The sequence below is a fragment of the Pseudomonas sp. 58 R 3 genome (assembly GCF_900006605.1).
In the GTDB taxonomy this organism is placed as follows: domain Bacteria; phylum Pseudomonadota; class Gammaproteobacteria; order Pseudomonadales; family Pseudomonadaceae; genus Aquipseudomonas; species Aquipseudomonas salomonii.
Genome location: NZ_CVTT01000038.1, coordinates 728,078 through 753,216 on the forward strand (window position 1 = coordinate 728,078; position 25,139 = coordinate 753,216).

General features: G+C 57.5%; 27 protein-coding genes and 2 pseudogenes. 14 read left to right on the plus strand and 15 right to left on the minus strand.

Going from position 1 to position 25,139, the window contains the following annotated elements; translation table 11 throughout:
* The first annotated feature begins 344 nt into the window (after positions 1-344).
* Genes BFP92_RS09220 through BFP92_RS31115 form a run of 3 tightly spaced genes read left to right on the plus strand, consistent with a single transcriptional unit; the run spans position 345 to position 1,346 of the window.
* The gene (locus BFP92_RS09220; protein WP_065929242.1) at positions 345-698 is read left to right on the plus strand and encodes a hypothetical protein; all 354 of its coding nucleotides are present in this window, start codon (positions 345-347) and stop codon (positions 696-698) included.
* A gap of 10 nt (positions 699-708) precedes the next feature.
* On the plus strand, positions 709-1,104 hold the full coding sequence (locus BFP92_RS09225; RefSeq protein ID WP_139114043.1) for a hypothetical protein: 396 nt from the start codon (positions 709-711) through the stop codon (positions 1,102-1,104).
* A complete protein-coding gene (locus BFP92_RS31115) occupies positions 1,101-1,346 on the plus strand; it encodes a hypothetical protein (protein ID WP_139114044.1) in 246 nt (81 codons plus the stop codon). The genes BFP92_RS09225 and BFP92_RS31115 overlap by 4 nt, the downstream gene beginning before the upstream one ends.
* Positions 1,347-1,531: 185 nt before the next feature.
* Here BFP92_RS31115 and BFP92_RS09235 read toward each other — a convergent pair whose 3' ends face one another.
* Positions 1,532-2,485: a hypothetical protein gene (locus BFP92_RS09235; protein ID WP_065929245.1), complete on the minus strand. Its 954-nt coding sequence runs from the start codon at positions 2,483-2,485 to the stop codon at positions 1,532-1,534.
* On the opposite strand from BFP92_RS09235, the gene BFP92_RS31120 reads away from it, so the two are divergent.
* Positions 2,484-2,816, plus strand: a complete 333-nt coding sequence (locus BFP92_RS31120) for a hypothetical protein (protein WP_139114045.1) — start codon at positions 2,484-2,486, stop codon at positions 2,814-2,816. The genes BFP92_RS09235 and BFP92_RS31120 overlap by 2 nt on opposite strands.
* Here BFP92_RS31120 and BFP92_RS09240 read toward each other — a convergent pair.
* The 4 genes from BFP92_RS09240 to BFP92_RS30320 all read right to left on the minus strand — a co-directional run bounded on the left by BFP92_RS09240 (position 2,813) and on the right by BFP92_RS30320 (position 5,387).
* Positions 2,813-3,025 carry a hypothetical protein gene (locus BFP92_RS09240; protein WP_065929246.1) on the minus strand — a complete coding sequence of 71 codons (213 nt, stop codon included), beginning with the start codon at positions 3,023-3,025 and terminating at the stop codon, positions 2,813-2,815. The two genes, BFP92_RS31120 and BFP92_RS09240, sit on opposite strands and share 4 nt — an antisense overlap.
* A gap of 292 nt (positions 3,026-3,317) precedes the next feature.
* Positions 3,318-3,602: a type II toxin-antitoxin system RelE/ParE family toxin gene (locus BFP92_RS09245; RefSeq protein WP_065929247.1), complete on the minus strand. Its 285-nt coding sequence runs from the start codon at positions 3,600-3,602 to the stop codon at positions 3,318-3,320.
* Positions 3,592-3,834 (minus strand): CopG family ribbon-helix-helix protein, encoded by a 243-nt coding sequence (locus BFP92_RS09250; RefSeq protein ID WP_017848887.1) that lies wholly within the window; start codon positions 3,832-3,834, stop codon positions 3,592-3,594. Before BFP92_RS09250 ends, BFP92_RS09245 begins: the two co-directional genes overlap by 11 nt.
* 254 nt (positions 3,835-4,088) lie before the next feature.
* Positions 4,089-5,387 carry a hypothetical protein gene (locus tag BFP92_RS30320; RefSeq protein WP_083221724.1) on the minus strand — a complete coding sequence of 433 codons (1,299 nt, stop codon included), beginning with the start codon at positions 5,385-5,387 and terminating at the stop codon, positions 4,089-4,091.
* Between the two features lie 310 nt (positions 5,388-5,697).
* Here BFP92_RS30320 and BFP92_RS09260 point away from each other — a divergent pair, with 310 nt between their 5' ends.
* Both BFP92_RS09260 and BFP92_RS32020 read left to right on the plus strand, forming a co-directional pair.
* A complete protein-coding gene (locus tag BFP92_RS09260; protein WP_065929248.1) occupies positions 5,698-6,066 on the plus strand; it encodes a DUF6124 family protein in 369 nt (122 codons plus the stop codon).
* A 146-nt stretch (positions 6,067-6,212) separates the two neighbouring features.
* The gene (locus BFP92_RS32020; protein ID WP_083221725.1) at positions 6,213-6,434 is read left to right on the plus strand and encodes a hypothetical protein; all 222 of its coding nucleotides are present in this window, start codon (positions 6,213-6,215) and stop codon (positions 6,432-6,434) included.
* Positions 6,435-6,528: 94 nt separating this feature from the next.
* Here the strand turns inward: BFP92_RS32020 and BFP92_RS09265 are convergent, their stop codons facing one another.
* On the minus strand, positions 6,529-7,716 hold the full coding sequence (locus BFP92_RS09265) for an MFS transporter (RefSeq protein ID WP_065929249.1): 1,188 nt from the start codon (positions 7,714-7,716) through the stop codon (positions 6,529-6,531).
* Between the two features lie 436 nt (positions 7,717-8,152).
* Here BFP92_RS09265 and mqo point away from each other — a divergent pair, with 436 nt between their 5' ends.
* Positions 8,153-9,808 carry a malate dehydrogenase (quinone) gene (mqo, locus tag BFP92_RS09270; protein ID WP_056857258.1) on the plus strand — a complete coding sequence of 552 codons (1,656 nt, stop codon included), beginning with the start codon at positions 8,153-8,155 and terminating at the stop codon, positions 9,806-9,808.
* Between the two features lie 67 nt (positions 9,809-9,875).
* Here mqo and BFP92_RS09275 read toward each other — a convergent pair whose 3' ends face one another.
* On the minus strand, positions 9,876-10,541 hold the full coding sequence (locus tag BFP92_RS09275; RefSeq protein ID WP_065929250.1) for an NADPH-dependent F420 reductase: 666 nt from the start codon (positions 10,539-10,541) through the stop codon (positions 9,876-9,878).
* 120 nt (positions 10,542-10,661) lie between these two features.
* Here BFP92_RS09275 and BFP92_RS09280 point away from each other — a divergent pair.
* Together BFP92_RS09280 and BFP92_RS09285 are read left to right on the plus strand one after the other, a co-directional pair.
* Positions 10,662-11,537: pseudogene (locus BFP92_RS09280) on the plus strand (LysR family transcriptional regulator).
* A gap of 160 nt (positions 11,538-11,697) precedes the next feature.
* Positions 11,698-12,027 (plus strand): YXWGXW repeat-containing protein, encoded by a 330-nt coding sequence (locus BFP92_RS09285; RefSeq protein ID WP_065929251.1) that lies wholly within the window; start codon positions 11,698-11,700, stop codon positions 12,025-12,027.
* A gap of 21 nt (positions 12,028-12,048) precedes the next feature.
* On the opposite strand, the gene BFP92_RS09290 is transcribed toward BFP92_RS09285, so the two are convergent.
* From BFP92_RS09290 to BFP92_RS09310, 5 genes are all read right to left on the minus strand, one after another.
* On the minus strand, positions 12,049-12,423 hold the full coding sequence (locus tag BFP92_RS09290; RefSeq protein ID WP_239694247.1) for a hypothetical protein: 375 nt from the start codon (positions 12,421-12,423) through the stop codon (positions 12,049-12,051).
* Between the two features lie 71 nt (positions 12,424-12,494).
* Positions 12,495-12,890, minus strand: a complete 396-nt coding sequence (locus tag BFP92_RS09295) for a PIN domain-containing protein (protein WP_065929252.1) — start codon at positions 12,888-12,890, stop codon at positions 12,495-12,497.
* Positions 12,887-13,144, minus strand: a complete 258-nt coding sequence (locus tag BFP92_RS09300) for an AbrB/MazE/SpoVT family DNA-binding domain-containing protein (RefSeq protein WP_065929253.1) — start codon at positions 13,142-13,144, stop codon at positions 12,887-12,889. The genes BFP92_RS09295 and BFP92_RS09300 overlap by 4 nt, the downstream gene beginning before the upstream one ends.
* 301 nt (positions 13,145-13,445) lie before the next feature.
* Positions 13,446-14,819: a nucleotide 5'-monophosphate nucleosidase PpnN gene (gene ppnN, locus BFP92_RS09305; protein ID WP_065929254.1), complete on the minus strand. Its 1,374-nt coding sequence runs from the start codon at positions 14,817-14,819 to the stop codon at positions 13,446-13,448.
* A gap of 149 nt (positions 14,820-14,968) precedes the next feature.
* Positions 14,969-15,793, minus strand: a complete 825-nt coding sequence (locus BFP92_RS09310; RefSeq protein WP_065929255.1) for an aspartyl/asparaginyl beta-hydroxylase domain-containing protein — start codon at positions 15,791-15,793, stop codon at positions 14,969-14,971.
* Between the two features lie 275 nt (positions 15,794-16,068).
* Here BFP92_RS09310 and fabV point away from each other — a divergent pair, with 275 nt between their 5' ends.
* Together fabV and BFP92_RS09320 are read left to right on the plus strand one after the other, a co-directional pair.
* Entirely contained in the window at positions 16,069-17,262 is a 1,194-nt protein-coding gene (fabV, locus tag BFP92_RS09315; RefSeq protein WP_065929256.1) for an enoyl-ACP reductase FabV, read from the plus strand.
* 155 nt (positions 17,263-17,417) lie between these two features.
* Positions 17,418-18,040 (plus strand): annotated as a pseudogene (locus BFP92_RS09320) (HAD family phosphatase).
* Here the strand turns inward: BFP92_RS09320 and BFP92_RS09325 are convergent.
* The gene (locus BFP92_RS09325) at positions 18,037-18,942 is read right to left on the minus strand and encodes a LysR family transcriptional regulator (protein ID WP_065929257.1); all 906 of its coding nucleotides are present in this window, start codon (positions 18,940-18,942) and stop codon (positions 18,037-18,039) included. The pseudogene BFP92_RS09320 and the gene BFP92_RS09325 overlap by 4 nt on opposite strands.
* Positions 18,943-19,045: 103 nt before the next feature.
* On the opposite strand from BFP92_RS09325, the gene BFP92_RS09330 reads away from it, so the two are divergent.
* The gene (locus tag BFP92_RS09330; protein WP_065929258.1) at positions 19,046-20,215 is read left to right on the plus strand and encodes an aspartate aminotransferase family protein; all 1,170 of its coding nucleotides are present in this window, start codon (positions 19,046-19,048) and stop codon (positions 20,213-20,215) included.
* A gap of 118 nt (positions 20,216-20,333) precedes the next feature.
* Here the strand turns inward: BFP92_RS09330 and punR are convergent, their stop codons facing one another.
* Positions 20,334-21,248, minus strand: coding sequence for a DNA-binding transcriptional activator PunR (gene punR, locus BFP92_RS09335; RefSeq protein WP_065929259.1), 915 nt, complete (start codon positions 21,246-21,248; stop codon positions 20,334-20,336).
* Positions 21,249-21,370: 122 nt separating this feature from the next.
* Here punR and punC point away from each other — a divergent pair, with 122 nt between their 5' ends.
* Positions 21,371-22,555 (plus strand): purine nucleoside transporter PunC, encoded by a 1,185-nt coding sequence (gene punC / locus BFP92_RS09340; protein WP_065929260.1) that lies wholly within the window; start codon positions 21,371-21,373, stop codon positions 22,553-22,555.
* Between the two features lie 41 nt (positions 22,556-22,596).
* Here punC and BFP92_RS09345 read toward each other — a convergent pair whose 3' ends face one another.
* On the minus strand, positions 22,597-23,430 hold the full coding sequence (locus tag BFP92_RS09345) for a nucleoside-binding protein (protein WP_065929261.1): 834 nt from the start codon (positions 23,428-23,430) through the stop codon (positions 22,597-22,599).
* 158 nt (positions 23,431-23,588) lie between these two features.
* Between BFP92_RS09345 and BFP92_RS09350 the strand changes: the two genes are divergently transcribed.
* On the plus strand, positions 23,589-25,085 hold the full coding sequence (locus BFP92_RS09350; protein ID WP_065929299.1) for a nucleobase:cation symporter-2 family protein: 1,497 nt from the start codon (positions 23,589-23,591) through the stop codon (positions 25,083-25,085).
* Positions 25,086-25,139: the final 54 nt, after the last annotated feature.

The window sequence follows — 25,139 nt, forward strand, 5'->3', positions numbered from 1 at the left end:
AGCTGAAATTCTGCAGTGCTTCAAAAATAGGGACGCAGGCAGGCGGTTTTTGCTCGATACTCGGGAGGAACATAAAACTGATCCTGCGACTCTTTGGTATATAGCTGAAACAAATACGGGACGCTTACTGAAGGTTTGCTTTATACCCCCGCATCAGGGAAATAAAAGCTCGGTGGAGATAAAATCCGCTTTTGAACCAGACAAAAATGAGATCAGAATTTATGAAAAGTATTCAAAAAATGTGTAATGCTTTCGAGAGTGGCTGATAGCAAGTTTGAAAGGTTGCTCTAATATTTCGCAGGTTGCGAAAATATTTATATCAGAAGATATGGTACGGTGAAGACATGAAAAAAGATAACGTAGAACTTTGGGATAGTCGTGAGTTAGGCGCCTCCGAAGATCACGTTGGCGCTGTGAGCCTCGACTTTAATATAGAGATAGATGACAGTCTAGGTTTGCAGGCAATATCTATTCGCTTGCAAAAAGATCTTTTAAAGAACTTGAAATCGATCGCCTCATATTATGATGTTGGTTATCAACCAATGATTCGAGATCTATTGAATCGTTTTGCGGACTCTGAAATCAAAAAGATTCTTAGAGATCAGTTGAGGAAGATTGAGAAAGAACGACAATCTAGGCCGCAAGATACTACGGCTCCCGTAGACGAGTTTATGTCGGATATGCAGAAAAGAGCTTAGCAGGTAAGATATGACTAATGTAATAAGTATTAGCGATAGGAAACCCAAACTACGCCCTGAATTTTCAAAAAATTTAAATGAAGTAGAGGGTTTGCTAGCGCTGCTTGACAGTCATTTTATCTCTGACTCAGATGTTGTCCAGAAAAAATTAATGTTCATTAAAAAGGTTAAAGGTATTCTAAATTCGCGATCAATTAAATTTAGAGTGCAGTTAGATGGGCTTTTTAATGTTCTGGGGAAGAAGACAACTCTCTTGTTCGTCTCGAAAAAAATTGGATTTAGCTTAGATGTTGAGTCCAAGGTAGATCTCGATGATGGATGGGTGATTTATCCATTTGATATGGATTTGAATCCAGCAGAAAATGTTGGGGTGATCGTGGCTAAACTCGATGAGGTGGTAATATGAGCGAAATTGAAAAAGGCTTGCTAGATGCCCAAGATCACTTCTTGCGTGGAGTTATGGCTGGTAATAAGACTTACGCACGTATTGCTGGTCAGCAACTCCGGCAAGGAAATCCAGAAGTAATTAACCAGTTTCGCAAAAATCTTGGGAAAGTTGAACAGCTCTCGAATGAGCTCGAAGAAAAGCGTGCTGCTGCGAGTGCGCAGCGTAGTCGTTCTGAAATTGAAAAGAAGACTCGAAAATGATCTAGATTCCGCCTTCTGTTCATCTTCTGGGAAGTAGGCGGATTTGTTGAAATAGATTAAGCGGTATGTAGGACGCAAGAAAGGGGCAAATCCATATACACATCCCAACACAATTTCATCTCCAGTTAGCGCGTTTGGACCTTTACGGTCTTTCGTGTCATCTGGATACAGGGAACGGACAATGATCAGGGATTGTCTTCGCTCTCTATCGTCTCATCTTCGTCATTGTCGTAAAAATAGACAGTCGGCGCGCCAATAACTCCCATGATTTCGAGCCGCTGCTTCCTTTCCTCGGCATCCATTTCTTCGTAGTGAAACTCCAACTCGTCCATAACTGCAGCCTTCGACGCATCTGACTTGAAGCAGTCGAGGTAGTCACTGACTAAGGCAGGGTCAAAGCCCAACGGCTTAATCCCTTTGAGGAATTTCAGGTAGCCCGTGATTGAATCCACACTCATAAAAAATATAAGTAGCTCTTTCCATAGTACGTCCTCGTCACCTATTTTTACCCCGCGTAGGAACACGCTTTCTGCCTTTGAACCGTGTCTGAGTTCGTAGGTATACAAACCAAGCGCGCTGGAGCGGTCGTCGATAACTTTGTAGATCGTCTGCGAAATCTTCAAAACCGTCCTGCTAATGAAAGAGCGGAACTTGTCCTCATTGGTTGTGCCAAGTAAAGGGTTTCTTTCGGGGCATTCAATACGTAGGTTCTTATTCAGTAGTTTACGAATCGCCTGGGCTTCCCTACTACCTTTGTAGGCCGAGTTAAGAGTGAACCGGTCGTACCTCAGTGTTTTGTAGAATGCACTCAAGAGCTGCAGAAGTTCATTCTGCGGCTTACCGAAGTTGATCGGAACATGCTTGCGCACACGCACCAACAATTCTAAGTGGTTGTGCGTAATGAGAGACTTCTCTAGTGCATCCTGATCTATCGTCGTAGTATGCTCATGCAGAACCACAGCGATCTTCAAGAGCCGTTCGATACCGACCGACAGATCGTAAAGGAACTCGAATAGTTCATCGGTGTGATCAAGCGATTGCAGTTCGTGGAATCGACGCAGACCGTTGTAGATGAACGATCCTGCGATGTGGAGCTCCTCGCCAAGCCGAAAGTTTTTCCAAAAATCAGATGCACTCATGTTTCTCATTTCTTGGCGCTCCGAAATCAGCCCTCTCTCGCTGAGAGCGGCGATTGCTTTTGAAGGTCGTCAGGGACCAGTGGTGCTGGCAGCTCATCCAAGATTTGGGTGTACAGTCTTGGCCGAAAAAAAGCCTGTCAGGAATGCTTACATTCCTTTTAGCGCAGAACTTGTGGGGCAAAAATTGGGCAATTCATACGCCAATCCATGCCATTCATTACCAGCTATGCGTTTACAAATGTTCGATAAAAGCGTTACAAACACCAGTAAGGACGGCATTTCGCTTGCCATGCCTTTAGTGCTCGAGCACATCGGCGTATGCGCCGGTTAAAGATTTTTGGTTCTAAGCTTGGCCAAACCCTGTTTGATGTGGCCGGCGTTTTCACCAATCGTGTCCAGCGCCCCGCGGACGTTATCCCCCACCTCTGGCGCACCTTGCTGTTCGACATGCAGTGTTAGCTCCATCAAGGCTGCCTCCAAGGCCAGCTGGTTGCTGTGCATCCTCTCTAGTACATCCGACAGCGAATAATCATCTGGCATGGTATCGACTCCATTCAAGAAAGGCATAAGCATAGTATCGGTACTGCTCTTGTCAGGCAGTAATTACAGCTTGCTTAGAAATTGCTACAAAGCGAAGAAGTTTCAGTAGGTTGGTCAATGCAGCCGGTGCTTTGGTGGAGTACTGCGCACAATCCATCATGGGGGCGACTGAGAAGCGGCGGGAGAGTGGGGCGGCTTGTAGGGGCATGGGGGGATCTGAGTCAGCGGGGTGAATGGGGCGCAGTTTATCAGGGATGGGTCTTGGGTGTGGGAGGCGCTTATATTGCGGCCTTCACCACTTCGAGCGCGGACGTTGCCGTGTGTGGAATATGCCGAGGATTTGCAGGCGATCACCGCGTACTCGATACGGGATCAGATAGGACCAGTTGGGTACCGCCCATTCTCGGGTGTGTTTGACCCGACCTTCACGGCCCATCGAGGGAAACTGAGCTAGCTTGTCGACGCTGGCGAAAATGGCATCGGAGAAGTCGTCAGCTGCCTTTGGATTTTCGAGAGCAATATAGTTTGCTTCGTCTTCCAGATTTTTGAGTGCTTTTTCAAGCCACTCAACCCGCATTCCTGCTCCAGCGCCTGGCGCGCATCGCTGCCACTTGGTCATCGGTGGCGAATTTGCCTTGATCGGCTTCTTTTACTGCCAGCTCGATTTGAGCGGTCAGCGTTTTTTCGTGTTCGATGTAGTCGCGGAGGACGTCCATCGCCAGGTAGGTCGCAGTCTGGCCGTTGGTTTTGGCCAGGTCGGCGAGAGAGTTGGACAGGTCTTCCGGGAGGTTTAGGGAGATTCCAGTCATGGCGGCCTCGATTATGGATGGTTATGGGGCATCTTACACCGTGGAGTGCCGGCTTGAATCGGCAGGTCGTCGCTAGGTGTATCCGGGAGTGATTCGTTCCACATCACTGCCGGAGTATCGTGGTCTGACCCCGATATCTTGACCCCGATATCTGCGGAAAACCTGGCTCACGACTTGATTCTAGCGAGAATGATCGAGAGCGCTGCGTCCCAGGCGGCACTCTTAGCTAAACGGTGAAAAAAGTGATTAAATTTCTATATCTTGGTTGTTTCTCTGGGAGGGCGTTCAAGGATAACGAGTTTCCAAGATTTCAAATAATCCGATTCCTTAAGCTTGAAAGTGCTGCCGTCGAATTCTATAACGTCACTTTCTCGGTAGGGGGGGAGAACAATTACTGTTTGAAAGGAAGTGGCGGATAGCGTCTGGAGTAGTTTTTCAAAGTTTTGCTTGTCAAGTGTTGAAATTACCCCGTCGATCAGGAGTAACGTCAGTCGTTGCTTGCTGACCTCTTTTGCTTTGGTTATTAATAGGCCGGCTAGTAATTTGCCTTTCTCGCTTCCGGATAAACAATCAAAGCTAAGCCAATACTCTTCGTGCAGGTGTCTGAATTCTAACTCCATATAGGGTTCATTGTTCTCTTTGTAAATTTCTACATATTCGTCTTCGCTCTCCTCACTAAGTTTGCAGGCATGCCGAAACCTTAGGTCTCCTTCAAGAAGTGGTCCTCCTCCTAATCCAATGATGGCCATAAGAGCGCTCTTATCTACATCTAAATATCGACTCAAAAAGTCAATATGGTCTTCTCCGCGCACCATTAAGGTGTTTCGAGATGAACAAACTATGACCGATATATCGCCTGGAGGAAGCAGGCAAGGCACGTCGTTCTCAAAGCGTGTCAAAGTTTCACCGCAAATTTTTATATCAACTTTCTTACTCAGTATGTCGACAGTTGAGTAGGTAACTCTAGCTGTAAATTCTGCCGGTCTTTGGCCTTCTTTTCTAACTTCCCTTATACCTTTAAATCTCTCACCATGCCTTGAGTTACTCACCGCCCCGGCAGCTTCTACTAAAGAGCTTTTGCCAGTAGCGTTGTCTCCGAAAATTATAGTGTTTCTAGAAAGTTTTGCGCTGGGAGGGACTTTAGAGTTTGAGAACTTTACAGACTCAATAGAATCAACCCATCCTGGTGGGGAAGGTTTGTCAATCATCTGCTTTAAAATTCGGGCTTCTGCAAGTGCCTTCCATGCAAAAAGTTCCGCTGCAGGATAGTCTTTGCCATTGGCCTTGTCGATCAACGTGCCGTGCAAAGAGCAACACCAGAGACCGTTGCGTTCGCTTCCAATGAAATCATTATCCATACCTCCGCGACCTCGCGGGCCTTTCTCGGAAGCACTAAAAATGTGGCACGCCATTCCTAAGTTTATTGAGCCTTTTATGTTGTAATATGGCCCCATTGTCGGATTGGTGCATCTTGGGATCGAGCACCTCCCACCTGCTTGTCTATACAGGGTGTCTTTCACGTTTTCTTTAAATTCAACTCTGATGGGGTTCATGCCTGTATCTCTATGAGATTAGTGTCAACTTTAAATGCTCGTATTGCTAGCGTGCTTAAATATTAGAAAATGCCGCTCCCTCGTGGCTTGCGTAGCTGGCCTCACCAGAAGCCATCGATATAGATGTGTTGAGCAGAATTGTTTCGGCTGTCAGGCCACGATGCCCCAGGAGAACTCCTACGACTATCTCGGCTTGCCCGTCAGACCGCCCATAGCTAACCTACTCCAGCCGCTGCAAACCCAGCGGCCGGAGGTGGAAGTCCGTATTGCTAAGGCGTTTTAACTCCCGAAAAATATTGGAGCTTCGCCCATGCCTAACAAATCACGCAATCCTCATATCGATCAAAAGACTGCACCCGTCGATGCCAAGTTACAAACGGCTGCCCAACGAGCAATTTATCATTACCTGCCGCCATCTGACGACAACGCCGCCCCCGTCGACCTCCCACCCGGCAACCTATTCTCCGTCAGCCCCAACATCGACACCGAAACCCTCCTAGCCAACGCCGCCGAGCACCTCGATTCCGCCAACCAAATAACCGCCACCCTGGCCTTCGACCTCGAAGACCCGCACCGCGCCATCATCCTCGGCATCCAGCAACTCATCGACCTAAGCGCTCTACTCGTCGCCCGCGCCCAAGAGCAAGTCGCACCGGCTGCCAACCCAGCCACCGCCTGACCCCAACCCCGCCGCCTTACCCCAAGGCGGCAACCTGAACCCCTGCTGTCACCGCGCAAAATTTCATAATCCCCAGTGCCTTTGAGGTCTACGATCTCTCTTCAAGAGAGGACCCCCGTGCCTCCAGCCCACAGGGAACTGAAAACATGATCTCGAACCTGGTTAAAGTCGCGCTGATTGCTGGTGCGTTGCTGTTGGGCGCTTGTTCGACGGGGTCGTCGGGCGGGAGGGGTGACCCTTGTTTTACTGGCGGATGCCAGGCGTTTGGGGACCATAGCCCGAGCAAGGCGACCAAGATGAGTTTTGGCGGGAGTGGGTTGGGGAGTAGTTATGGGGAGTATGGGTCGGGGTTGTTGCATGATGATTGATGGAGTGGTGGGGCAGTCATTGATTTGGTGACTGACCCACCGCTATCGCGGGCAAGCCCGCTCCCACATTGGAGCCGGGGTGGCCTGTAAAATGTCAGTGGCCGCCTTTCATGCGGCGGGCGATCAAGTAGATGCCCAGGCCGACCAACGCTGTAGCCGCGCCGATGTAGCCAGTGCTGGTCCACCCATATCCCGCTGTAATCGCCATCCCGCCAAACCACGGCCCCAGCGCGTTTGCCAGGTTGAACGCTGCGTGGTTGGACGCTGCCGCCAAACTTGGGGCTTCGTGGGCGATGTCCATGAGGCGGATTTGCAGCGGCGCGGCCATGGCAATCATGGTGCCGACCAAACCGATGCCCAGCAGTACGCTCCACAGCGAGCTGGCGGCGAAGGTGAAGAAGATCAGTACGGCCATCGACCACACCATAATCCAGCCCACGGCGCGAAATTGCAGGCGGTCGAACAGTTTGCCGCCGGCGATGTTGCCGATGATGCCGCCGACGCCAAAGGCGGCGAGGCCGAAGGGGATCCACTGGGGCGAGACTTTGGTCACTTCGAGCATGGTCGGGGCGAGGTAGCTGAACACGCAGAACATGCCGGCAAAGCCAATCGCGCCGATGGACAGGGCCATCCACACTTGGGGTTTGGTGAAGGCGCGCAGCTCTTTGCGCGGGTCGCTGCGCGGTTCGTCGTGGCGGTCGGGGACGAATTGCCAGACGAGGGCGATGGTGCACAGGGCGATGGCGCTGACCAGCGCGAACGCCGAGCGCCAGCCCAGGTGTTGGCCGAGGAAGGTGGCGATGGGGTTGCCGAGCAGCATGGCGAGGGTGAGGCCCATCATCACGCGGGCCACGGCGCCGGCGCGTTTGTCGTTGGGCACCATGCTGGAGGCGACGACGGCGGCGATGCCGAAGTAGGCGCCGTGGGGCAGGCCGCTGATAAAGCGGAAGGCCACCAACGAGCCAAAGGTCGGGGTGAAGGCGGTGGCGAGGTTGCCCAGGGCGTAAAGGCCCATCAGCAGTAAGAGCATGTGTTTGCGCAGCAGTTTGGCGCCGAGGATCGCCAGCAGTGGCGCGCCGACCATCACGCCGAGGGCGTAGGCGCTGATGGCGTGCCCGACTTGGGGTTCGCTCAAATTCAGGTTTTGGGCGATGTCGGGCATCAGGCCCATGATGGCGAATTCGCCGGTGCCGATCGCGAAGGCGCCCACGGCCATGGCCGCTTCCATTTTGGCGGCGCTGCGCGCGGGCAGTACGTGCCCGGGTGTTTGCTGGGTAGTCATGGGTAACTCTGTAGGAAAAAAGTGCACGAAGGTCAGTGGCCGATGCTACGCAAGCCGCCACGAAAGTGTCTAGAACAGCGTTTTGCGCCAGCGTTCAGTTTGATTAAACACCCTGTGACCCCAGGTCGCGGCTGTGACGCTTGACACTTGCGCGTTAAAAGCCGCGATTTAGCGCTGTCAATTGGCCAAACGGCGCATAAAGGCGGTTCAGCGTGATATTCTGCGCGCCGTCTTGGTCTAGTCTTTCCCCGGTGCGTACACCCGTATACGTCCCGGCGGTTGGCTGTCGCCCAGGTAGCTGAAGCCAATAATGATAAGAAGTCAGCGCAGAAGGGACAAAAACAGTGAGGTCGCTACGTCGGCCTTGTGTGCCCACCCTACGGCCTGCAGAGTCAGGGGCGGTAGGGCGGATGGCGTTTTATCATAGGTGCTACTGATGTTTAAGAAAGTAAACACTGCCCTGCTGGGGCTGGCTTTGTCGATGGGGATCACGTCCGTTCAGGCGGAAGAGGCAAAGAAAGTCGATGTGCTGCTGATCGGCGGCGGCATCATGAGTGCGACCCTGGGTGTTTGGCTCAACGAGCTGCAGCCGGACTGGTCGATGGAGATGGTCGAGCGTCTTGATGGCGTGGCCGAAGAAAGCTCCAACGGCTGGAACAACGCCGGTACCGGTCACTCGGCCCTGGCCGAGCTGAACTACACCCCGGAAAACAAGGACGGCACCGTTGAGATCCCGAAAGCGGTCGAGATCAACGAAGCGTTCCAGATTTCCCGTCAGTTCTGGTCCTGGCAGGTTCAGCAGGGCGTTCTGAAGAACCCGCGTTCGTTCATCAACTCCACACCGCACATGAGCTTTGTGTGGGGCGATGACAACATCAAGTTCCTGAAAAAGCGCTACGAAGCCCTGCAAGCCAGCCCGCTGTTCGCCGGTATGCAGTACTCCGAAGACCCGGCGCAGATCGCCAAATGGGTTCCGTTGATGATGGAAGGCCGTGATCCGAAGCAGAAGATCGCCGCCACCTGGACCCCGATCGGCACCGACGTGAACTTCGGCGAGATCACCCGCCAGTTCGTCGCGCACCTGCAAACCACGCCGAAGTTTGACCTGAAACTGTCGAGCGAAGTGCAGGACATCACCAAGAACGCCGACGGTTCCTGGCGTGTAAGCTACAAAAACCTGAAAGACGGCACCAAGACCGAAACCGACGCCAAGTTCGTGTTCATCGGCGCGGGCGGCGGTGCACTGCACCTGCTGCAAAAGTCGGGCATTCCTGAAGCCAAGGAATACGCCGGCTTCCCGGTTGGCGGTTCGTTCCTGGTGACCGATAACCCGGCCATCGCCGAGCAGCACATGGCCAAGGCCTACGGTAAGGCTTCGGTTGGCGCGCCACCGATGTCGGTTCCGCACCTGGACACCCGCGTGCTGGATGGCAAGCGCGTGATTCTGTTTGGCCCATTCGCAACCTTCTCGACCAAGTTCCTCAAAGAAGGCTCGTACCTGGACCTGCTGACCAGCACCACTACCCACAACATCTGGCCAATGACCAAAGTCGGTATTCGTGAATACCCACTGGTCGAGTACCTCGCCGGCCAACTGATGCTGTCCGATGACGACCGCTTCAAGGCGCTGCAAGAGTACTTCCCGAACGCCAAGCAGTCCGACTGGCGCCTGTGGCAGGCCGGCCAGCGCGTGCAGATCATCAAGCGTGACGAAGAGCAGGGCGGCGTCCTGAAACTCGGCACCGAAGTGGTCAGCTCCGCCGACAACACCATCGCCGGCCTGTTGGGTGCATCGCCAGGCGCGTCCACCGCGGCTCCGATCATGCTGACCGTGCTGCAAAAAGTGTTCAAGGACAAGGTGGCGACCCCTGAGTGGCAAGCCAAGCTGCACCAGATCGTGCCGAGCTATGGCACCAAGCTGAACGACAGCCCTGAGGCTGTTGCGAAGGAGTGGGCCTACACGGCCGGCGTCCTGCAACTGACCCCACCGCCTGCCATTCCGCAGTTGAACGCTCCAAAGGCAACCGAAGCCACCGAGGCTGCCAAGCCTGCGGCTGAGCCGAGCAAGCCGGCATCTGACCTGGCGCTGTAAGCCAAGCCTGATGTTAAAAAGCCCGCTGAACCGGTAACGGTCAGCGGGCTTTTTTGTGGGCGTATGTTCAGGTGCGAGAGCGTTCGGCTGGCGGCAGTTCAACCGTGCGCTCGGCAGCGGCCAATGCGGCCTTTAAACCGGCTTTATCCAGCGGCACGCAGTACGCAGGCTTGGCCCGCTCAAAGCGCCAGCTGTCATCCAGCGTGCCCGCGTCCACGGCGTCGAACCCCAACTCGTCGAGCAGCGCAATCACGTGCGCCTTCGCCGTCGCATCATCGGCGGCCACCGGCAGGGCGCGGCGGTCAGGTGCGCCGTGTGGGCGGGCATCGCGGTTGATGTCTGAGTCAAAGATTGCATTAAACACTTTGACCACCTGTGAATGGGCAAAGTGCTCGGCCAACAGGCGGCTGGTGGTGGTTTCAAAACGGTCCAGCACCGGGATATGCCCATCGCGCTCAGGGTAGTAATTGTTGGCGTCCAGCACCGTTTTGCCTTCCAGCCACTGCGCGGGCACGCTGCGGTAGTGTTCAAGTGGAATCGCCACCAGCACCACGTCGCCAAACTGCGCGGCTTCCTGCGCGCTGCCCACTTGCACGCCGGGTATGCCGCTGCGCACGCTGCTCATGGTCTGCGGGCCACGGGAGTTGCTCAGCATCACCGCGTGCCCGGCCGTCAGGGCCAGTTGGGCCACGGCACGCCCGATAAAACCTGCTCCAATCACGCCGATCTTCATGGTCTTGCTCCTGCGAAGTGGGGAAGTGACTATGATGATTGGCAACCATTGGGTGATAAATGGGTGGTTTGGAGTCGGTGTTGTTACTGGGAGTAGTCAATCGTGGATCGTCTAACCAGCATGAGTGCGTTTGTCACGGCCGCCGAGTTGGGCTCTTATGCCCGCGCCGCCGAGCGCTTGAACCTCTCGCCGCAAATGGTGGCCAAGCATGTCACTGCGCTGGAGTAACACCTGGGTGCCCGCTTGCTTAACCGCACCACACGCCGGCAAAGCCTGACGGAGTTGGGTAGCGCGTACTACGAGCGCTGCAAACATATCCTGACCGAAGCCGAAGCGGCCGATTCGCTGGCGCAGATCATGAATGACACCCCGCGCGGCAAGTTGAAGGTCACCGCCCCGGTGACCTTCGGCTCCTACAGCCTGATGCCGCTGATTACCGGGTTTTTGCGTGACAACCCGGATGTGGAAATCGACTTGCACCTGACCGACCGTTTTGTCGACCTGGTGGAGGAGGGTTATGAAGCGGCTTTTCGCATCGGTCCCCTGGCCACGACGGGCCTTACGGCGCGGCCGCTGGCACCTTATCGCCTGGTGGCCTGCGCCGCGCCTGCCTACCTGGCCGCACGGGGCGTGCCTTTGCTTCCGTCAGACCTAGAGCATCACGAATGTCTGGGCTATGCGTTCTGGTCACGCCCGGCAGAGCGTGAATGGGTCTTTTACCAAGGCACCACTGTGCACAAGGTGCAGGTTGCCAGCCGTTTGCAGGTCAACGAAAGCCGGGCGTTGATGATGGCTGCCCTGGATGGTTTCGGCATCGTGCTCGGCCCTGAAGACTTCTTGCGCACGGCACTGGCCAAGGGCGAGTTGGTGCGGGTGCTGCCAGGCTTTGAGGCGCCGAGCCGCTCGATGCACCTGGTCTACACGGCGAACCGCCAGCGCACGGCCAAGTTGCGGCGCTTTGTCGAGACGGTGCTGGGGCGATTCGGACCTGCTTGAGCGCTTAAATACCGGCCCTGGGGTGCGAATACCTCAGGTTCAGCAACCTGACAGACACCACCTGTTACAAATAACCCAGTGCCAAGCAGGAGCAAGGCTGCAGCAAGGGGGCATTTTTTTTCTGGTGTATTCGTTGGGCGCTGGCGCCCGAGGGGTGTGTATGTTGCTACGTTATGCGGCATTGGCGGCGTTTGTCGTCGCGGCGTCCGGGTGTGTACAAGAGCGCGTGGTGCATGAGCGCGGGCCGGTGCAACGTGAGTATGTCGAGGTGGTGGCGCCACAGCCGCCGCCGGTGCAAGTGATCGAAGTCGAGCCGGCGGCACGCTATGGCTATGTGTGGTCGCGCGGTTACTGGCGCTGGGAAGGCGGGCGCTATGTAGCGGTGCACGGCCATTGGGAGCAGGTGCGCGAAGGTTATCGTTATGTGCATCCGCACTGGGTGCAGCGCAATGACGGTTACCACTGGCAGCGCGGTGGCTGGGTTCGCTGAACCTGGCACCTCACAAAACGGCTAGCTCGGCTTTTGGGTACCTAACAGCTTGACCTCACGCAGCAACGCGGCACCGAGTTGATCGCTGCCCAGTTCCTGATAGCCAACTATCTGGGTCTCGCCTTGTTCTTCGGCCTGGATGATGATCACCGGTGTTTCCTTGCCGGTGGCTTCATCTACATGCAGGGCGTACTGCGGCACATCCACGTTGATCGGTGAACCCGCCGGCTTGCCTTGTACATTCATCGTAAATGCCGCGCAGCCGCTGTCGATGTCCACGCTGGTCGCGGAGCGGCCGCTGACGAAGCAGGTTGTCGGCAGGTCGGGCCAAGTGATGGTGTCGGCCAAAGCGAGGGTGGGCGCCATGGCCATGGCAACAAGCAGCAACGTGCGCACGTGGTGAGTTCTCTTGATCAAGGGCGATGGCGTTTTTTACCAAAGCCCGGCATTCGTCGCAATGCTGCGGCTCAGGCCAGGCGTTTCATCCCCGTGGCCTTGGCCGCGTTGAGGTCAAAGGTGGCGGTGTATTCACAGCCGGCTGCGTGGGCGCAGCGTTCGATCAGGTAGTCGGCGAAATCGGCTTTGCCGGCCGTGAATCGTCGCAGCGCCTGCCAGATGATCTCGGCGTGCTCGACGGTCAGCTCACGGGTGCGCAGCAGCGTTTCCAGCACGGTCACCACGTCGCTTTTGGCCGATTGATAGCAGCTTTGCAGCACCCAGACCAATTCCACCACCGACACCAGGCTGACAAAGCCCGGCGACACGCTGGTGAGCGACTCGATCAGCACCGAGGCCTTGGGGGATTGCACAGGGTCATCCTGGGTGACGTAGCGCACCAGCACATTGGTATCGAGCCCGATCATCCGGCGTTTGCTCCTTGCGCGGCGATGGCGCGGTTCATGTCTTCGATCGACACGGCCTGTGCGGGCTTGCGGATCAGCCCCTTGAGGTCCTGCACGGTTTTGCTCGCGGCGATAATGGAAAACCTGCCGTCTTCCGTTTCGACAAATTCAACCCGGTCGCCTGTTTCCAGGCCAAGCGCGGTGCGCACTTGCACGGGGATAGTGATTTGCCCTTTTGAGGTGAGTGTGGCGGTGGCCATAGCGAAGATCTCCATCGTGATATTCCTTACGTTAGGGTAAGGATTGATGAAGGACAAGATCCGTTGGTCCATAGGGTGCTCGGCTGGTGTGAGTGAGTGGGTAACAAGTAAAACCCTAGCTCGAACGTTGCGCGCTCACACGCCCGCCTGCGACCCAAAGAGATACAAGCTATGACCGAACGTCAGCTCATTATCCCCGCCGCCATGCAGCCCATTGTCGAACGCGCCGGCTACGCGCCTGGACCACAATCGGGTGTCCGAACGGGCACACCCCGGCCTATTGGTGGAAATCAAATGTGTGGCGGTGCAGCGCCAGTTACTGCACCACGCGATAGCACGGCACATAGGCTGCGCCGCCCGGCAACTTCATGCGGTGCTGGGCGACGAACGCCTGCAACAGCTCGTCCAACGGCTTCATGATCGCCGGGTCGCCGTGGATCTCATACGGGCCGTGCTGCTCGATCAGGCGAATGCCCTTGTCCTTGACGTTACCGGCCACAATCCCCGAGAACGCACGGCGCAGGTTGGCCGCCAGTTCATGGGGCGGCAGCGCGTGGCTCAGTTGCAGGCTGGCCATGTTTTCGTGGGTGGGGTCGAACGGGCGCTGGAAGCCTTCGTCGATCTTCAGCAGCCAGTTGAAGTGGAACGCGTCATTGCGCTCACGACGGAACTGCTTCACGGCCTTGAGCCCGGCAGTCATCTGGCGCGCCACTTCGGCCGGGTCGTCGATGATGATCTGGTAGTGCGCCTGGGCCGCTTCACCAAGGGTGGCGCCCACAAACGCGTGCAACTGTTGCAGGTACGGCGCGGCCTGTTTCGGCCCGGTGAGGATGACCGGGAACGGCACGTCGCGGTTGTCCGGGTGCATCAGGATGCCCAGCAGGTACAGGAACTCTTCGGCCGTGCCGGCGCCGCCCGGGAAGATGATGATGCCGTGGCCCACGCGCACAAAGGCTTCCAGGCGTTTTTCGATGTCCGGCAGAATCACCAGCTCGTTAACGATAGGGTTTGGCGCTTCGGCGGCGATGATGCCCGGCTCGGTCAGGCCCAGGTAACGGCCGCCGGTGATGCGTTGCTTGGCGTGGGAAATGGTCGCGCCTTTCATCGGGCCTTTCATCACGCCGGGGCCGCAGCCGGTGCACACGTCGAGGCTGCGCAGGCCCAGTTCGTGGCCGACCTTCTTGGTGTATTTGTATTCTTCGGTATTGATCGAGTGCCCGCCCCAGCACACCACGATTTTCGGCTCGACACCGGGGCGCAAGGTACGGGCGTTGCGCAGCAGGTGGAACACGTAGTCGGTGATGCCCTGGGAGTTGCTCAGGTCGATGCGCTGGCTGTCCAGCTCGTTCTCGGTGTAGACGATATCGCGCAGGGCGCTGAAGAGCATTTCGCGGGTGCTGGCGATCATTTCGCCATCGACGAAGGCATCGGCGGGCGCATTCAACAGTTCCAGGCGCACGCCACGGTCTTGCTGGTGGATACGCACTTCAAAGTCTTTGTAGGCGTCGAGGATGGTCTTGGCGTTGTCGATATGCGCGCCGGTGTTGAGGATGGCCAGGGCGCACTGGCGGAACAACGTGTAGATGCTGCCGGTACCGGCTTCACTCAGTTGCTGGACTTCACGTTGGGACAGGGTTTCGAGGCTACCCTTGGGGCTGACGGAGGCATTGATGACTTGACGTTGGAGCATTCTGATTCCTTGAAAGCACAGCCATCGCAGCCGCCAGGGGAGGCGATGGCTGGAGAATGGTGAGCGCCGAACTCGGTCGCACTGGACGGTTAGTTTGGCCGCCGCAAGGGCAGGGCGCAAATACCGTCAACACCATCATGCCGCAGAACTTACTGAATCAGCTTCCAGTTTTTGTAGAAAACCCGACGCAGGGTAAACACCAGCCCGGCAAAGCCCGAAATCACGGCATTCAGCACCGAGGGCAGCAAGGTCGGCCGCACGATGTCAATGAACAGGCAGTAACGCTTTGCGTCGTTTTTGTTGAAGGAGGCATGCATCAGCGTGTCATCGAAGATGAACAGCGGGTCATCGTGCCAGTAGTGCTTATGCTTGCCCACCTGGATGTAGACACCGTCATGATGGGGCGCCGGCGCCATGTTGTAGAGCACGCGGAACATCATGCGCAGCGGGCCGAAGTGGAAGGACGTGGAGCGGTTTTCGTTGAACACCGACACGCCGATGGTCTTCACAAACGGCAGTTTCTTGCGCAGTTGCGGGATGTCCAGCGTGGTTTCGATCGGGCGGCCGTACCATTGGAAGAACAGCATGCCGCGCTTTTTCTCGGCCATGCGCTCGTCGAGGTAGCTGATGATTTCGTCCTTGTTGGCCATGGCGTCGTCGATGACCTGTTGCAGGTCTTCGCGCCAGGCCGGCGGCAGGTCGCCCATGGTGTAGACGTGGCGGTTGCGCAGGCTCAACAGGTCGAACAGGGTATTGAACGGCGCCAATATCCAGGTGTTGCGGCCGTTACCAACGAAGTATTTCTTGATGGTGTCGCGGTCGTACAGGCCGTTGCGCAGGAAGTCATAAATGCCGCAGAACAGCACCAGCAGCAGAAACACCAGGCTGGTGAGCGGAAAGCAATAGATGAACAGCAGTACGCCGAGCACCCAGGCGACTGAGACCAATTTTTTTTGCACAGCACTTTTACTCATGAAGCGAGGCTCCGGACCTGAAACAAAGCGAAACAATCCCGCCATGATAGTGGGTTATCAAGGTGCCGGGCGTTTTAAATATTGCGAATTTGTGAAAGCCGGACACAGTTTTTAACCAGGCGGTGCGCTGCGCCCGCGGTTTTGCCGATTGAATTTTGTAAACAGAAGATTTACGTCTATCGTGACGCTTCGGTTTTTCGCGCGTCATAGACCGGTACGATTGAAGTTGAATGGCCAACACTGGCCGTCGACCCCTTGGAAGAGGCAGAAATTTTATGATCATCAAACCGCGGGTTCGTGGCTTTATCTGTGTGACCGCTCACCCTGTTGGCTGTGAAGCGAACGTCAAAGAGCAGATCGACTACGTAACTCAGCATGGCGCCATCGAAGGCGGCCCCAAGAAGGTGCTGGTCCTCGGTGCTTCCACCGGTTACGGCCTGGCCGCGCGCATCAGTGCTGCGTTTGGCTGCGGCGCCGACACCCTGGGCGTGTTTTTTGAGAAAGAAGGCGAAGAAGGCAAGCTGAGCTCCGCCGGCTGGTACAACAGCGCGGCGTTCGAGAAGTTTGCCGTGGAAAAAGGCCTGTACGCCAAGAGCATCAACGGCGACGCATTCTCTGACGAGATCAAGCGCCTGACCATCGAAACCATCAAGAAAGACCTGGGCAAGATCGACCTGGTGGTTTATAGCCTGGCCGCGCCACGCCGTACCGACCCGCAAGGCGTGGTGCACACCTCCACCCTCAAGCCGATCGGCAAGGCCGTGACCCTGCGCGGTATCAACACCGACAAAGGCGTGGTGGTCGACACCACCCTTGAGCCTGCAACCCAGGAAGAAATCGACGGCACCGTCAAAGTCATGGGCGGCGAAGACTGGCAGCTGTGGATCGACGCCCTGCGTGACGCCGATGTGCTGGCCGAAGGCGCCAAGACCACCGCGTTCACCTACCTCGGCGAGAAGCTGACCCAGGATATCTACTGGAACGGTTCCATCGGCGAAGCCAAGAAAGACCTCGACAAAAAAGTCCTGACCCTGCGCGACAACCTCGCTGCGCTGAAGGGCGACGCCCGTGTGTCGGTGCTAAAGGCCGTGGTTACCCAGGCCAGCTCGGCTATCCCGATCATGCCGCTGTACCTGTCGCTGCTGTTTAAAGTGATGAAAGAGCAGGGCACCCACGAAGGTTGCATCGAACAGGTTTACGGCTTGTTCAAAGACAGCCTGTACGGGAGCGAGCCGAAGCTGGACGCCGACGGCCGCCTGCGCGCCGACCTGGCTGAGCTGGAGCCGAAGGTTCAGGACGCCGTGGCTGCACTGTGGAACCAGGTGACCGACGACAACGTCAACGAGATCAGCGATTTTGCCGGCTACAAGGCGGAGTTCCTGCGCTTGTTCGGGTTTGAAATCGACGGCGTGGACTATGAAGCGGATGTGAACCCGACTGTGAAGATCAAGGGCCTGATCCAAGCCTAAACACGCTCAAAAAAAATGTGGGAGCGGGCTTGCTCCCACATTTGATCTTTGTAAGCCTCCCTTTTGGGAACCTTCCCACGCTTCGGCGCGCAACTCTTCCTTTCCAAAATCTGCCAGACTCCCCCGGCTATCAAGCCACGCTAACGGAGGATCTGATGACGATTCGTGCAGTAGTTTTTGATTTTGGCGGTGTCCTCTTCGATTGGAACCCGCAGCACCTTTACCGCCAGCTGATTGCCGACGAGCAAGAGCGGCAATGGTTCCTCGATAACATCTGCACCCAAGCCTGGAACACCGAACAGGACGCCGGCCGCAGCCTGGCCGAAGGCACTCGCCATCTTATCGAGCAACACCCGCAACACGAACCCTTGATCCAGGCCTATTACGAGCGCTGGCACGAAATGCTGCGGGGCACGCTGCCCGAAGGCGTGGCGATTCTTGAGGCATTGCACAAGGCGGATATGCCGCTGTTCGGGCTCACCAACTGGTCGGCTGAAACCTTTCCTTACGCACGGGCCAACTATCCGTTTCTGCAGCACTTGCGGGATATCGTCGTGTCCGGCGAGTTGAAGTTGATCAAGCCCGACCCGCGATCTATCACGCCAGCCTTGCCCAGGTACGTGGTCACTTGCCGGATATCCAGGCCAGTGAAGTGGTGTTTATCGACGACGTTGCCGGCAATATCGAGGCCGCTGAAGCCCTCGGCTGGCAGGGCATTCACCATGTGTCGGCCGAGCGCACTGCGGCGCGTTTGCGTGAGTTGGGCGTGAGCTTTTAGCGCGCCCACTTTTCCATGGCGAAATCCACGAAGGCGCGCAGTTTGGGCAGGCGGTAGCGGTCCTGTCGGTAGAGCAGGTGCATGGGGCGGCTGGGCAGTTGATATTTGGTCAGCAACGCCACCAGCTTGCCGCTCTCCAGGTCCGGTTGCACCAGGGCATCGGCCAGCATGATGATGCCCATGCCGTTCACGGCCGCCTGGCGCAAGCCTTGGGAGCTGTTGATGGTCAATGCTCCGGCCACCGGCACCTCCACTTCGCCTTCATCGCCGGTCATGCGCCACAGTTTGCTGGTGTCGCGCCAGTTGTCGTTCGCCGGGTAGGCAAACGCCAGGCAGTCGTGCTGGCGCAAGTCGTCGGGCGTCTGCGGAATGCCACGTCGCGCCAGGTACGCCGGTGACGCGCAGAGCGTCAGGGTGTAGGCCTGCATGGGCCGGGCGATCAGGCTTGAGGTTTCCAGCTCACCCAGGCGGATCGCAACGTCGAAGCCGCTGTCGATCAGGTCCATGCGCTCATTGCTGAGTTCGACATACAGATTGATCTGCGGGTAGCGCTGGGCAAATTCGCTCAAGGCTGGTGTGAGGCGTTCGGTGCCGAACACCGGTGGCGCGGTGATGCGCAGGCTGCCTTTGGGCGTTTCGCTGTGGATCTGCTCCGCCAATAGTTCAGAGTCGGCCACCAGCCCCAGCACCTCCAGGCAACGCTGGTAATACTGCCCGCCAAATTCGGTGAGGCTCTGTTTGCGCGTGGTGCGCTTCAGCAAGCTGACCCCCAGCCGTTGCTCCAGCGCTCGCAAGTGGTTGCCGACCATGGTGGTCGACAGCCCGCATTCCTGCGCGGCGGCGGTCATGCTGCCGGCTTCGACCACTTTCACGTACACCGACATCGATTGGAACAGATCCATTATCAAGCCCTGGTTTAAAGTCATTGCAGGAATGCGCAGTTTATCCAGCTCAGGTGGCTAACGATACTGGCAGCCTCACAACGATGCACTGGAGCCTGCCACCATGACCGCCGCCTGCCTGATGACCACCTATCAACCCATGGCCCTGAGCTTTACCCGTGGCCTGGGCACGCGCCTGTGGGACCAGCAGGGCCGTGAATACCTCGACGCCGTGGCCGGCGTGGCGGTAACCAATGTCGGGCACTCCCACCCCAAATTGGTCACGGCGATCAGCGAGCAGGCGGGCCTGTTGCTGCACACGTCGAACCTCTACAGCATCGACTGGCAGCAGCGCCTGGCCGAGCGGCTGGCGCAGTTATCCGGCCTGGACCGTGCGTTTTTCAATAACTCCGGCGCCGAAGCCAACGAGACCGCGCTGAAACTGGCGCGGCTGCACGGTTGGAAAAAAGGCATCGAAGAGCCACTGGTGGTGGTGATGGAAAACGCATTTCACGGGCGCACCCTCGGCACCATGGCCGCCAGTGACGGGCCATCGGTGCGCTTGGGTTTCCAGCGCCTGCCGGGGGATTTTCTCAAGGTGCGCTTTGGTGACTTGGCCGCATTGGCGGCCATTACTGAACAATTCGGCACGCGCATCGCGGCGGTCTTGCTCGAGCCGATCCAGGGTGAAAGCGGCGTGTTGCCCGCGCCGCCCGGTTACCTGAAGGCGCTGCGCGATCACTGCACGCGCCACGGCTGGTTGATGATGCTCGATGAAATTCAGACCGGTATCGGCCGCACCGGCGCCTGGTTTGCGTTCCAGCATGAAGGCATCGTGCCCGACGTGATAACCCTGGCCAAAGGCCTCGGCAATGGCGTGCCCATCGGCGCGTGCCTGGCCCGAGACGCCGTGGCCCAGTTGTTCACGCCAGGCAGCCATGGCAGCACGTTTGGCGGTAACCCGCTGGCTTGTCGCGTGGGTTGCACGGTGTTGGACATCATTGAAGAACAAGGTTTGCTGCGCAACGCCGCGCGACAGGGCGAGCGCCTGCTGGCGCGGTTGCGGGTGGAGTTGAGCGAGCACCCGCAGGTGCTGGCGATTCGCGGGCAAGGCTTGATGGTTGGCATCGAGCTGGCCAGGCCTTACCGTGACCTGGCCCAGCGTGCGGCCCAGGAGCAGGGGCTGCTGATCAATGTGACGCGGGGCAAGATCATCCGCCTGTTGCCGCCGCTGACGCTGGATGGCAAAGAGGTTGAGATGATCGTACGGGCCATCACCCGTCTCCTGGATTGAAATGAATCAAACTGTGGGAGCGGGCTTGCTCGCGAAAGCGCAGTGTCAGTCAACGATGGGCTAACTGAAAGGCCGCTTTCGCGAGCAAGCCCGCTCCCACAGGGGATCTGCATCACCTTCAGAGGTCATTTCCATTGAGCCATTCCTGGTTCAGGGTCTCGGTATCGCCCAGGTACTCCAGCAACCAACTCATCGCCGGCGACAATTTATCCTGCGCCCACGCCACACATGACGGGCTGGCCGGAAACGGTCGGCTCAGTTGCAGCGCCACCAGCTCGCCACGCTCGACCCACGGCAGTACCTGATGGGCCGGCGCCATGCCCACGCACAGCCCATCGCGCAGGCAGTCGAGTGCCGAGGCCCAGTTGGGCACGACCAAACGGCGCTGGTTATCCAGGGTCCAGGTGTCACGCTTGGGCAGGTTGCGCGAGGTGTCGGTCATGCACAGCGAGGCGAACGGGCGCAGTTGGTCGTCACTGAGCAAGCCGTTGACGCTCGCCAGCGGGTGCTGGGCGCTGACCACACACAGCCAGTTGAGCAGGCCCATGTCCCGAAACGTGAAACGGCTGGCCACCGGCACCGCGCTGGTGGCGCCGATCACAATATCGGTGCGCTCGTCGGCCAGGGCGTCCCACACGCCGTTGTACACCTCGTATTCGAGCAGCAACTCCACCTCGGGGAACTGCCGATAAAAATCCAGCACCAGTTGCCGGCAGCGCTGGGGTTTGACGATGGAGTCCACTGCCACCTTCAACTGGCCGCTCCAGCCATTCGCCACCTGCTGGCACAAGCGCCGGGTGCCAAGCATTTTTTTCATCACCCCGCGGGCTTCGTCTATAAATAGACGGCCGGCGGGCGTCAGTTCCACATCGCGGTGGCGGCGCACAAACAGCGGCACCGCCAGCCACTCCTCCAGCTGGCGCACCGTATAGCTGATGGCTGACGGCACGCGGTGCAATTCCTGGGCGGCGGCGCTGAAGCTGCCATGGCGCGCCACGGCATCGACCACATCCAGTGAGTATTCGGACCACATAGCGGCTGCCTTCAAAATATTTGATTCATGTGTCCAATTATTATCGCTTCACACACAGCCTGTCAGCTTCATAATGGGCGCCAGTCAGCAAATAGTTTGATGGCAGCACTTACAAGGCTTCAATGAAAAATTCTTTTGGTTTCACCTGGTATCTGGCGGGGCTGAGCATGCTCGGTTATCTGGCCATGGACATGTACTTGCCGGCGTTTGGCGCCATGGGCGAGCAGTTGCAGATCAGTGCGGGCGCGGTCGGCGCCAGCTTGAGTATTTTCCTCGCGGGCTTTGCGCTCGGGCAGTTGTTGTGGGGGCCGTTGTCCGATGGCCTGGGGCGCAAGCCGGTGCTGCTCGCCGGGCTGAGCCTGTTTGTGCTGGGCTGCGCCGGGATGTTTTGGGTCGAGACGGCGCCGCAGTTGTTGGCGTTACGGTTTATGCAGGCGATTGGTGTGTGTTCCGCCGCCGTGAGTTGGCAGGCGCTGGTGATTGACCGTTACCCGGCCGACAAGGCCCACCGCGTGTTCGCCAGCATCATGCCGCTGATGTCGCTGTCACCGGCGTTGGCGCCGCTGTTGGGCGCGATGGTACTGAACCACTTTGGCTGGCAGGCGATTTTCGCGGTGTTGCTGGTGGTGTCAGTGCTGTTGCTGTTGCCGACGTTGTTCCTGCGCAAAATGCCGAAACGTCTGGCCGAGAAGGGCGAACCTTCGCGCCTGGGTTATGGGCAGTTGCTGACCTCCCGCGTATTTACCGGCAATGTGATGATCTTCGCCGCCTGTTCGGCCAGTTTTTTCGCCTGGCTCACCGCGTCGCCGTTCATCCTTGGCGACATGGGTTACAGCCCGAATGACATCGGCTTGAGTTACGTGTTGCCGACCTTGTCCTTTCTGGTCGGCGGTTACAGCTGTCGCAGTGCCTTGCAGCATTACCAGGGCAAAACCCTGCTGCCGTGGCTGCTGGTGGCTTATTGCATCAGCATGGTCGCGTTGTACCTGGTTGCGACCTTGACGGTGCCGACGCTGACCACCTTGTTGATTCCGTTCTGCCTGATGGCGTTGGTCAACGGCGCGAGTTACCCGATCGTGGTGGCGAATGCGCTGATGCCCTTTGCGGAAAATTCCGGCAAGGCGGCGGCGTTGCAGAACACCCTGCAATTGGGTCTTTGTTTTCTGAGCAGCCTGCTGGTGTCGTCGATGATCGACCAGCCGCTGTTGATCACCGTAATTGTGATGCTGGCGACTGCGCCGTTGGCGGTGTTGGGTTACTGGCTGGCGCGGCCGAAAGCCGATAAGTCGGAACTGGCAAACGCTTAAAGCTGAAATACGATCAAAAATGTGGGAGCCGGTTTCTTCAGTTAGAACGTCACTTCCATATTCAGCGTAGGCGTGGAGGTCCGGGTACCCATACCTCCATCCACCCCGAACTTGTTATGCCAGTACTCGTAACCCACCCCCAGATACAGGTTCGGCTTCACGCTTTTACCGGGCCGCACGGCTACCATCAGCGCGGTGCGCATCAGGGTTTCCGGCGCGGTGTCGCGGCCGTGATAATCCTCGCCCTTTTCGCCGACGTAATTGATAAACCCCTGAAACTTCGCCGCGTGGTTGGCGATGTCGAACGGGCGCATCCAGGTCAGGTTGAGCATGTAGGTGTCGTCGAAGGTGTGGTTCGACTCTTTCGCACCGGGGATGCCGGTGTGGTTCTTTTCCTTGTAGTACATCAGGCTCAAATCCAGCACGCCGACGGTGTTGAACTTCAACGTCGGGCCGATCACCAGCGCGCGCTTTTTGGCTGAGGCGAAGTTGTTGTTGCGGTTGGCGTCGAAGCCCAGGGTCAGGGCGTAATCCTTTATCAACCCGGTACCCAACGGCACATCCAATACCCGTGAGGCGTACAGCTGGTGCCGGTACACGGCGTAGACCTCACTGCCACCGTGGTCGGTGCCCTTGCGTGGGTCGCTGCTGTCGGACAAAAACACATCAAGGTTCAGGTAGTTGCTGCCGTACCGGTAGCCGCTGGCGTGGGTAAAGCTGTAGATGCGTTTGCTGAAGTCTTCGGGGTTGTTGGGGTTGGTGAAGTGCTGACCGTAACGAAACCCTGCGCTGTTGTTCATCCATTCCAGCGCGACGGCCTCCCCACCGCCGAGAAGGGTCAATGCAACGGTAGCGCCCTGTAATGCCTTTTTCATTGTTCTAGGTCCTTTGGCGTTCTGGCTCATGACGGCCGGATTGTTTTTGTAACGCCGATGGAGGGTATCTTGTTCGATTGATTGTATACAACTCTATGGACATCCAGTCCAAACATTGCATACAGTGTTCGCACAACAAAAACAGAGAACCCCTCACCATGACTATCCCGAAGGCGTCACCGCAGCGGCCAGAAGATGAGAATCTCGGCGTCGCGGCCAACATGGCTTACGGCCTGCAGCATGTGCTCACCATGTACGGCGGCATCGTTGCCGTACCGTTGATCGTCGGCCAGGCGGCCGGGTTGTCGCCGGCGGATATCGGCCTATTGATCGCCGCTTCGCTGTTTGCCGGTGGCCTGGCCACGTTGCTGCAAACCCTCGGTCTGCCGTTTTTTGGCTGCCAGTTGCCGCTGGTGCAGGGCGTGTCGTTTGCCGGTGTGGCAACCATGGTGGCGATTGTCGGCAGTGATGGCGCGGGCGGGGTGCCGGCGATTCTCGGGGCGGTGATGGCGGCGTCGTTTATCGGCTTATTGATCACGCCGGTGTTCTCACGGATCACCCAGTTTTTCCCGCCGCTGGTCACCGGTATCGTGATCACCACCATCGGCTTGACGCTGATGCCGGTGGCGGCGCGCTGGGCCATGGGCGGCAATAGCCGCGCGGCGGATTTCGGCAGCATGGCGAATATCGGCCTGGCGGCATTGACCCTGGTGCTGGTGTTGCTACTGAGCAAGATCGGCAGCGCGACCATCTCGCGCCTGTCGATTCTGCTGGCCATGGTGATCGGCACCGTGATCGCGGTGTTCCTCGGCATGGCGGATTTCTCCGGCGTCGCCCAAGGGCCGATGTTCGGCTTTCCCACCCCGTTCCATTTCGGCATGCCGACCTTCCATGTGGCGGCGATCATTTCCATGTGCATCGTGGTGATGGTGACGTTGGTGGAGACCTCGGCGGACATCCTCGCGGTCGGCGAGATTATCGACACCAAAGTCGACTCCAAGCGCCTGGGTAATGGCCTGCGTGCCGACATGCTGTCGAGCATGTTTGCGCCGATCTTCGGTTCCTTCACCCAAAGCGCCTTCGCCCAGAACGTCGGCCTTGTGGCGGTCACTGGCGTGAAAAGCCGGTTTGTGGTGGCCACCGGCGGCGTGTTTCTGGTGGTGTTGGGCTTGTTGCCGTTTATGGGCCGGGTGATTGCGGCCGTGCCGACGTCCGTGCTGGGCGGCGCTGGTATTGTGTTGTTCGGCACCGTGGCGGCCAGTGGGATTCGCACGCTGTCCAAGGTGGATTACCGCAACAACATGAACCTGATCATCGTGGCGACGAGCATCGGTTTCGGCATGATCCCGATCGCCGCGCCAAACTTCTACGATCACTTCCCCACCTGGTTCGCGACCATTTTCCATTCGGGCATCAGCTCGTCGGCAATCATGGCGATTCTGCTCAACCTGGCGTTCAACCACTTCACCGCCGGTAACTCGGACCAACAGTCGGTGTTTGTGGCCGGCACTGAGCGCAGTTTGTGCTTCCACGACGTGGCGGCGTTGCGCGATGGCGATTACTTCAGTGGCGGTAAGTTGTTTGATGCTGAAGGGCAGGAGATTCCAGTGGTGGCTGAGGTGCCAAGGAAGGCCCAAAAAGCCGAGACCGTTTAAATGATCGTTCCCACGCTCCGCGTGGGAATGCCGCCCTAGACGCTCTGCGTCGCT

What these genes read in the sequence shown, in the direction of transcription:
- BFP92_RS09345 (WP_065929261.1), bottom strand. Translation starts at nt 23,430, where the DNA reads ATGAAAAAGGCATTACAGGGCGCTACCGTTGCATTGACCCTTCTCGGC.
- BFP92_RS09265 (WP_065929249.1), bottom strand. Translation starts at nt 7,716, where the DNA reads ATGACTACCCAGCAAACACCCGGGCACGTACTGCCCGCGCGCAGCGCC.
- BFP92_RS09350 (WP_065929299.1), top strand. Translation starts at nt 23,589, where the DNA reads ATGACTATCCCGAAGGCGTCACCGCAGCGGCCAGAAGATGAGAATCTC.
- BFP92_RS09275 (WP_065929250.1), bottom strand. Translation starts at nt 10,541, where the DNA reads ATGAAGATCGGCGTGATTGGAGCAGGTTTTATCGGGCGTGCCGTGGCC.
- BFP92_RS09300 (WP_065929253.1), bottom strand. Translation starts at nt 13,144, where the DNA reads ATGGAGATCTTCGCTATGGCCACCGCCACACTCACCTCAAAAGGGCAA.
- BFP92_RS09295 (WP_065929252.1), bottom strand. Translation starts at nt 12,890, where the DNA reads ATGATCGGGCTCGATACCAATGTGCTGGTGCGCTACGTCACCCAGGAT.
- ppnN (WP_065929254.1), bottom strand. Translation starts at nt 14,819, where the DNA reads ATGCTCCAACGTCAAGTCATCAATGCCTCCGTCAGCCCCAAGGGTAGC.
- BFP92_RS30320 (WP_083221724.1), bottom strand. Translation starts at nt 5,387, where the DNA reads ATGAACCCCATCAGAGTTGAATTTAAAGAAAACGTGAAAGACACCCTG.
- BFP92_RS32020 (WP_083221725.1), top strand. Translation starts at nt 6,213, where the DNA reads ATGATCTCGAACCTGGTTAAAGTCGCGCTGATTGCTGGTGCGTTGCTG.
- BFP92_RS09245 (WP_065929247.1), bottom strand. Translation starts at nt 3,602, where the DNA reads ATGCGGGTTGAGTGGCTTGAAAAAGCACTCAAAAATCTGGAAGACGAA.
- BFP92_RS09285 (WP_065929251.1), top strand. Translation starts at nt 11,698, where the DNA reads ATGTTGCTACGTTATGCGGCATTGGCGGCGTTTGTCGTCGCGGCGTCC.
- BFP92_RS09240 (WP_065929246.1), bottom strand. Translation starts at nt 3,025, where the DNA reads ATGCCAGATGATTATTCGCTGTCGGATGTACTAGAGAGGATGCACAGC.
- BFP92_RS09330 (WP_065929258.1), top strand. Translation starts at nt 19,046, where the DNA reads ATGACCGCCGCCTGCCTGATGACCACCTATCAACCCATGGCCCTGAGC.
- punR (WP_065929259.1), bottom strand. Translation starts at nt 21,248, where the DNA reads ATGTGGTCCGAATACTCACTGGATGTGGTCGATGCCGTGGCGCGCCAT.
- BFP92_RS09235 (WP_065929245.1), bottom strand. Translation starts at nt 2,485, where the DNA reads ATGAGTGCATCTGATTTTTGGAAAAACTTTCGGCTTGGCGAGGAGCTC.
- punC (WP_065929260.1), top strand. Translation starts at nt 21,371, where the DNA reads ATGAAAAATTCTTTTGGTTTCACCTGGTATCTGGCGGGGCTGAGCATG.
- BFP92_RS09250 (WP_017848887.1), bottom strand. Translation starts at nt 3,834, where the DNA reads ATGACTGGAATCTCCCTAAACCTCCCGGAAGACCTGTCCAACTCTCTC.
- BFP92_RS31120 (WP_139114045.1), top strand. Translation starts at nt 2,484, where the DNA reads ATGTTTCTCATTTCTTGGCGCTCCGAAATCAGCCCTCTCTCGCTGAGA.
- fabV (WP_065929256.1), top strand. Translation starts at nt 16,069, where the DNA reads ATGATCATCAAACCGCGGGTTCGTGGCTTTATCTGTGTGACCGCTCAC.
- BFP92_RS09310 (WP_065929255.1), bottom strand. Translation starts at nt 15,793, where the DNA reads ATGAGTAAAAGTGCTGTGCAAAAAAAATTGGTCTCAGTCGCCTGGGTG.
- BFP92_RS09220 (WP_065929242.1), top strand. Translation starts at nt 345, where the DNA reads ATGAAAAAAGATAACGTAGAACTTTGGGATAGTCGTGAGTTAGGCGCC.
- BFP92_RS09325 (WP_065929257.1), bottom strand. Translation starts at nt 18,942, where the DNA reads ATGGATCTGTTCCAATCGATGTCGGTGTACGTGAAAGTGGTCGAAGCC.
- mqo (WP_056857258.1), top strand. Translation starts at nt 8,153, where the DNA reads ATGTTTAAGAAAGTAAACACTGCCCTGCTGGGGCTGGCTTTGTCGATG.
- BFP92_RS09225 (WP_139114043.1), top strand. Translation starts at nt 709, where the DNA reads ATGACTAATGTAATAAGTATTAGCGATAGGAAACCCAAACTACGCCCT.
- BFP92_RS09260 (WP_065929248.1), top strand. Translation starts at nt 5,698, where the DNA reads ATGCCTAACAAATCACGCAATCCTCATATCGATCAAAAGACTGCACCC.
- BFP92_RS31115 (WP_139114044.1), top strand. Translation starts at nt 1,101, where the DNA reads ATGAGCGAAATTGAAAAAGGCTTGCTAGATGCCCAAGATCACTTCTTG.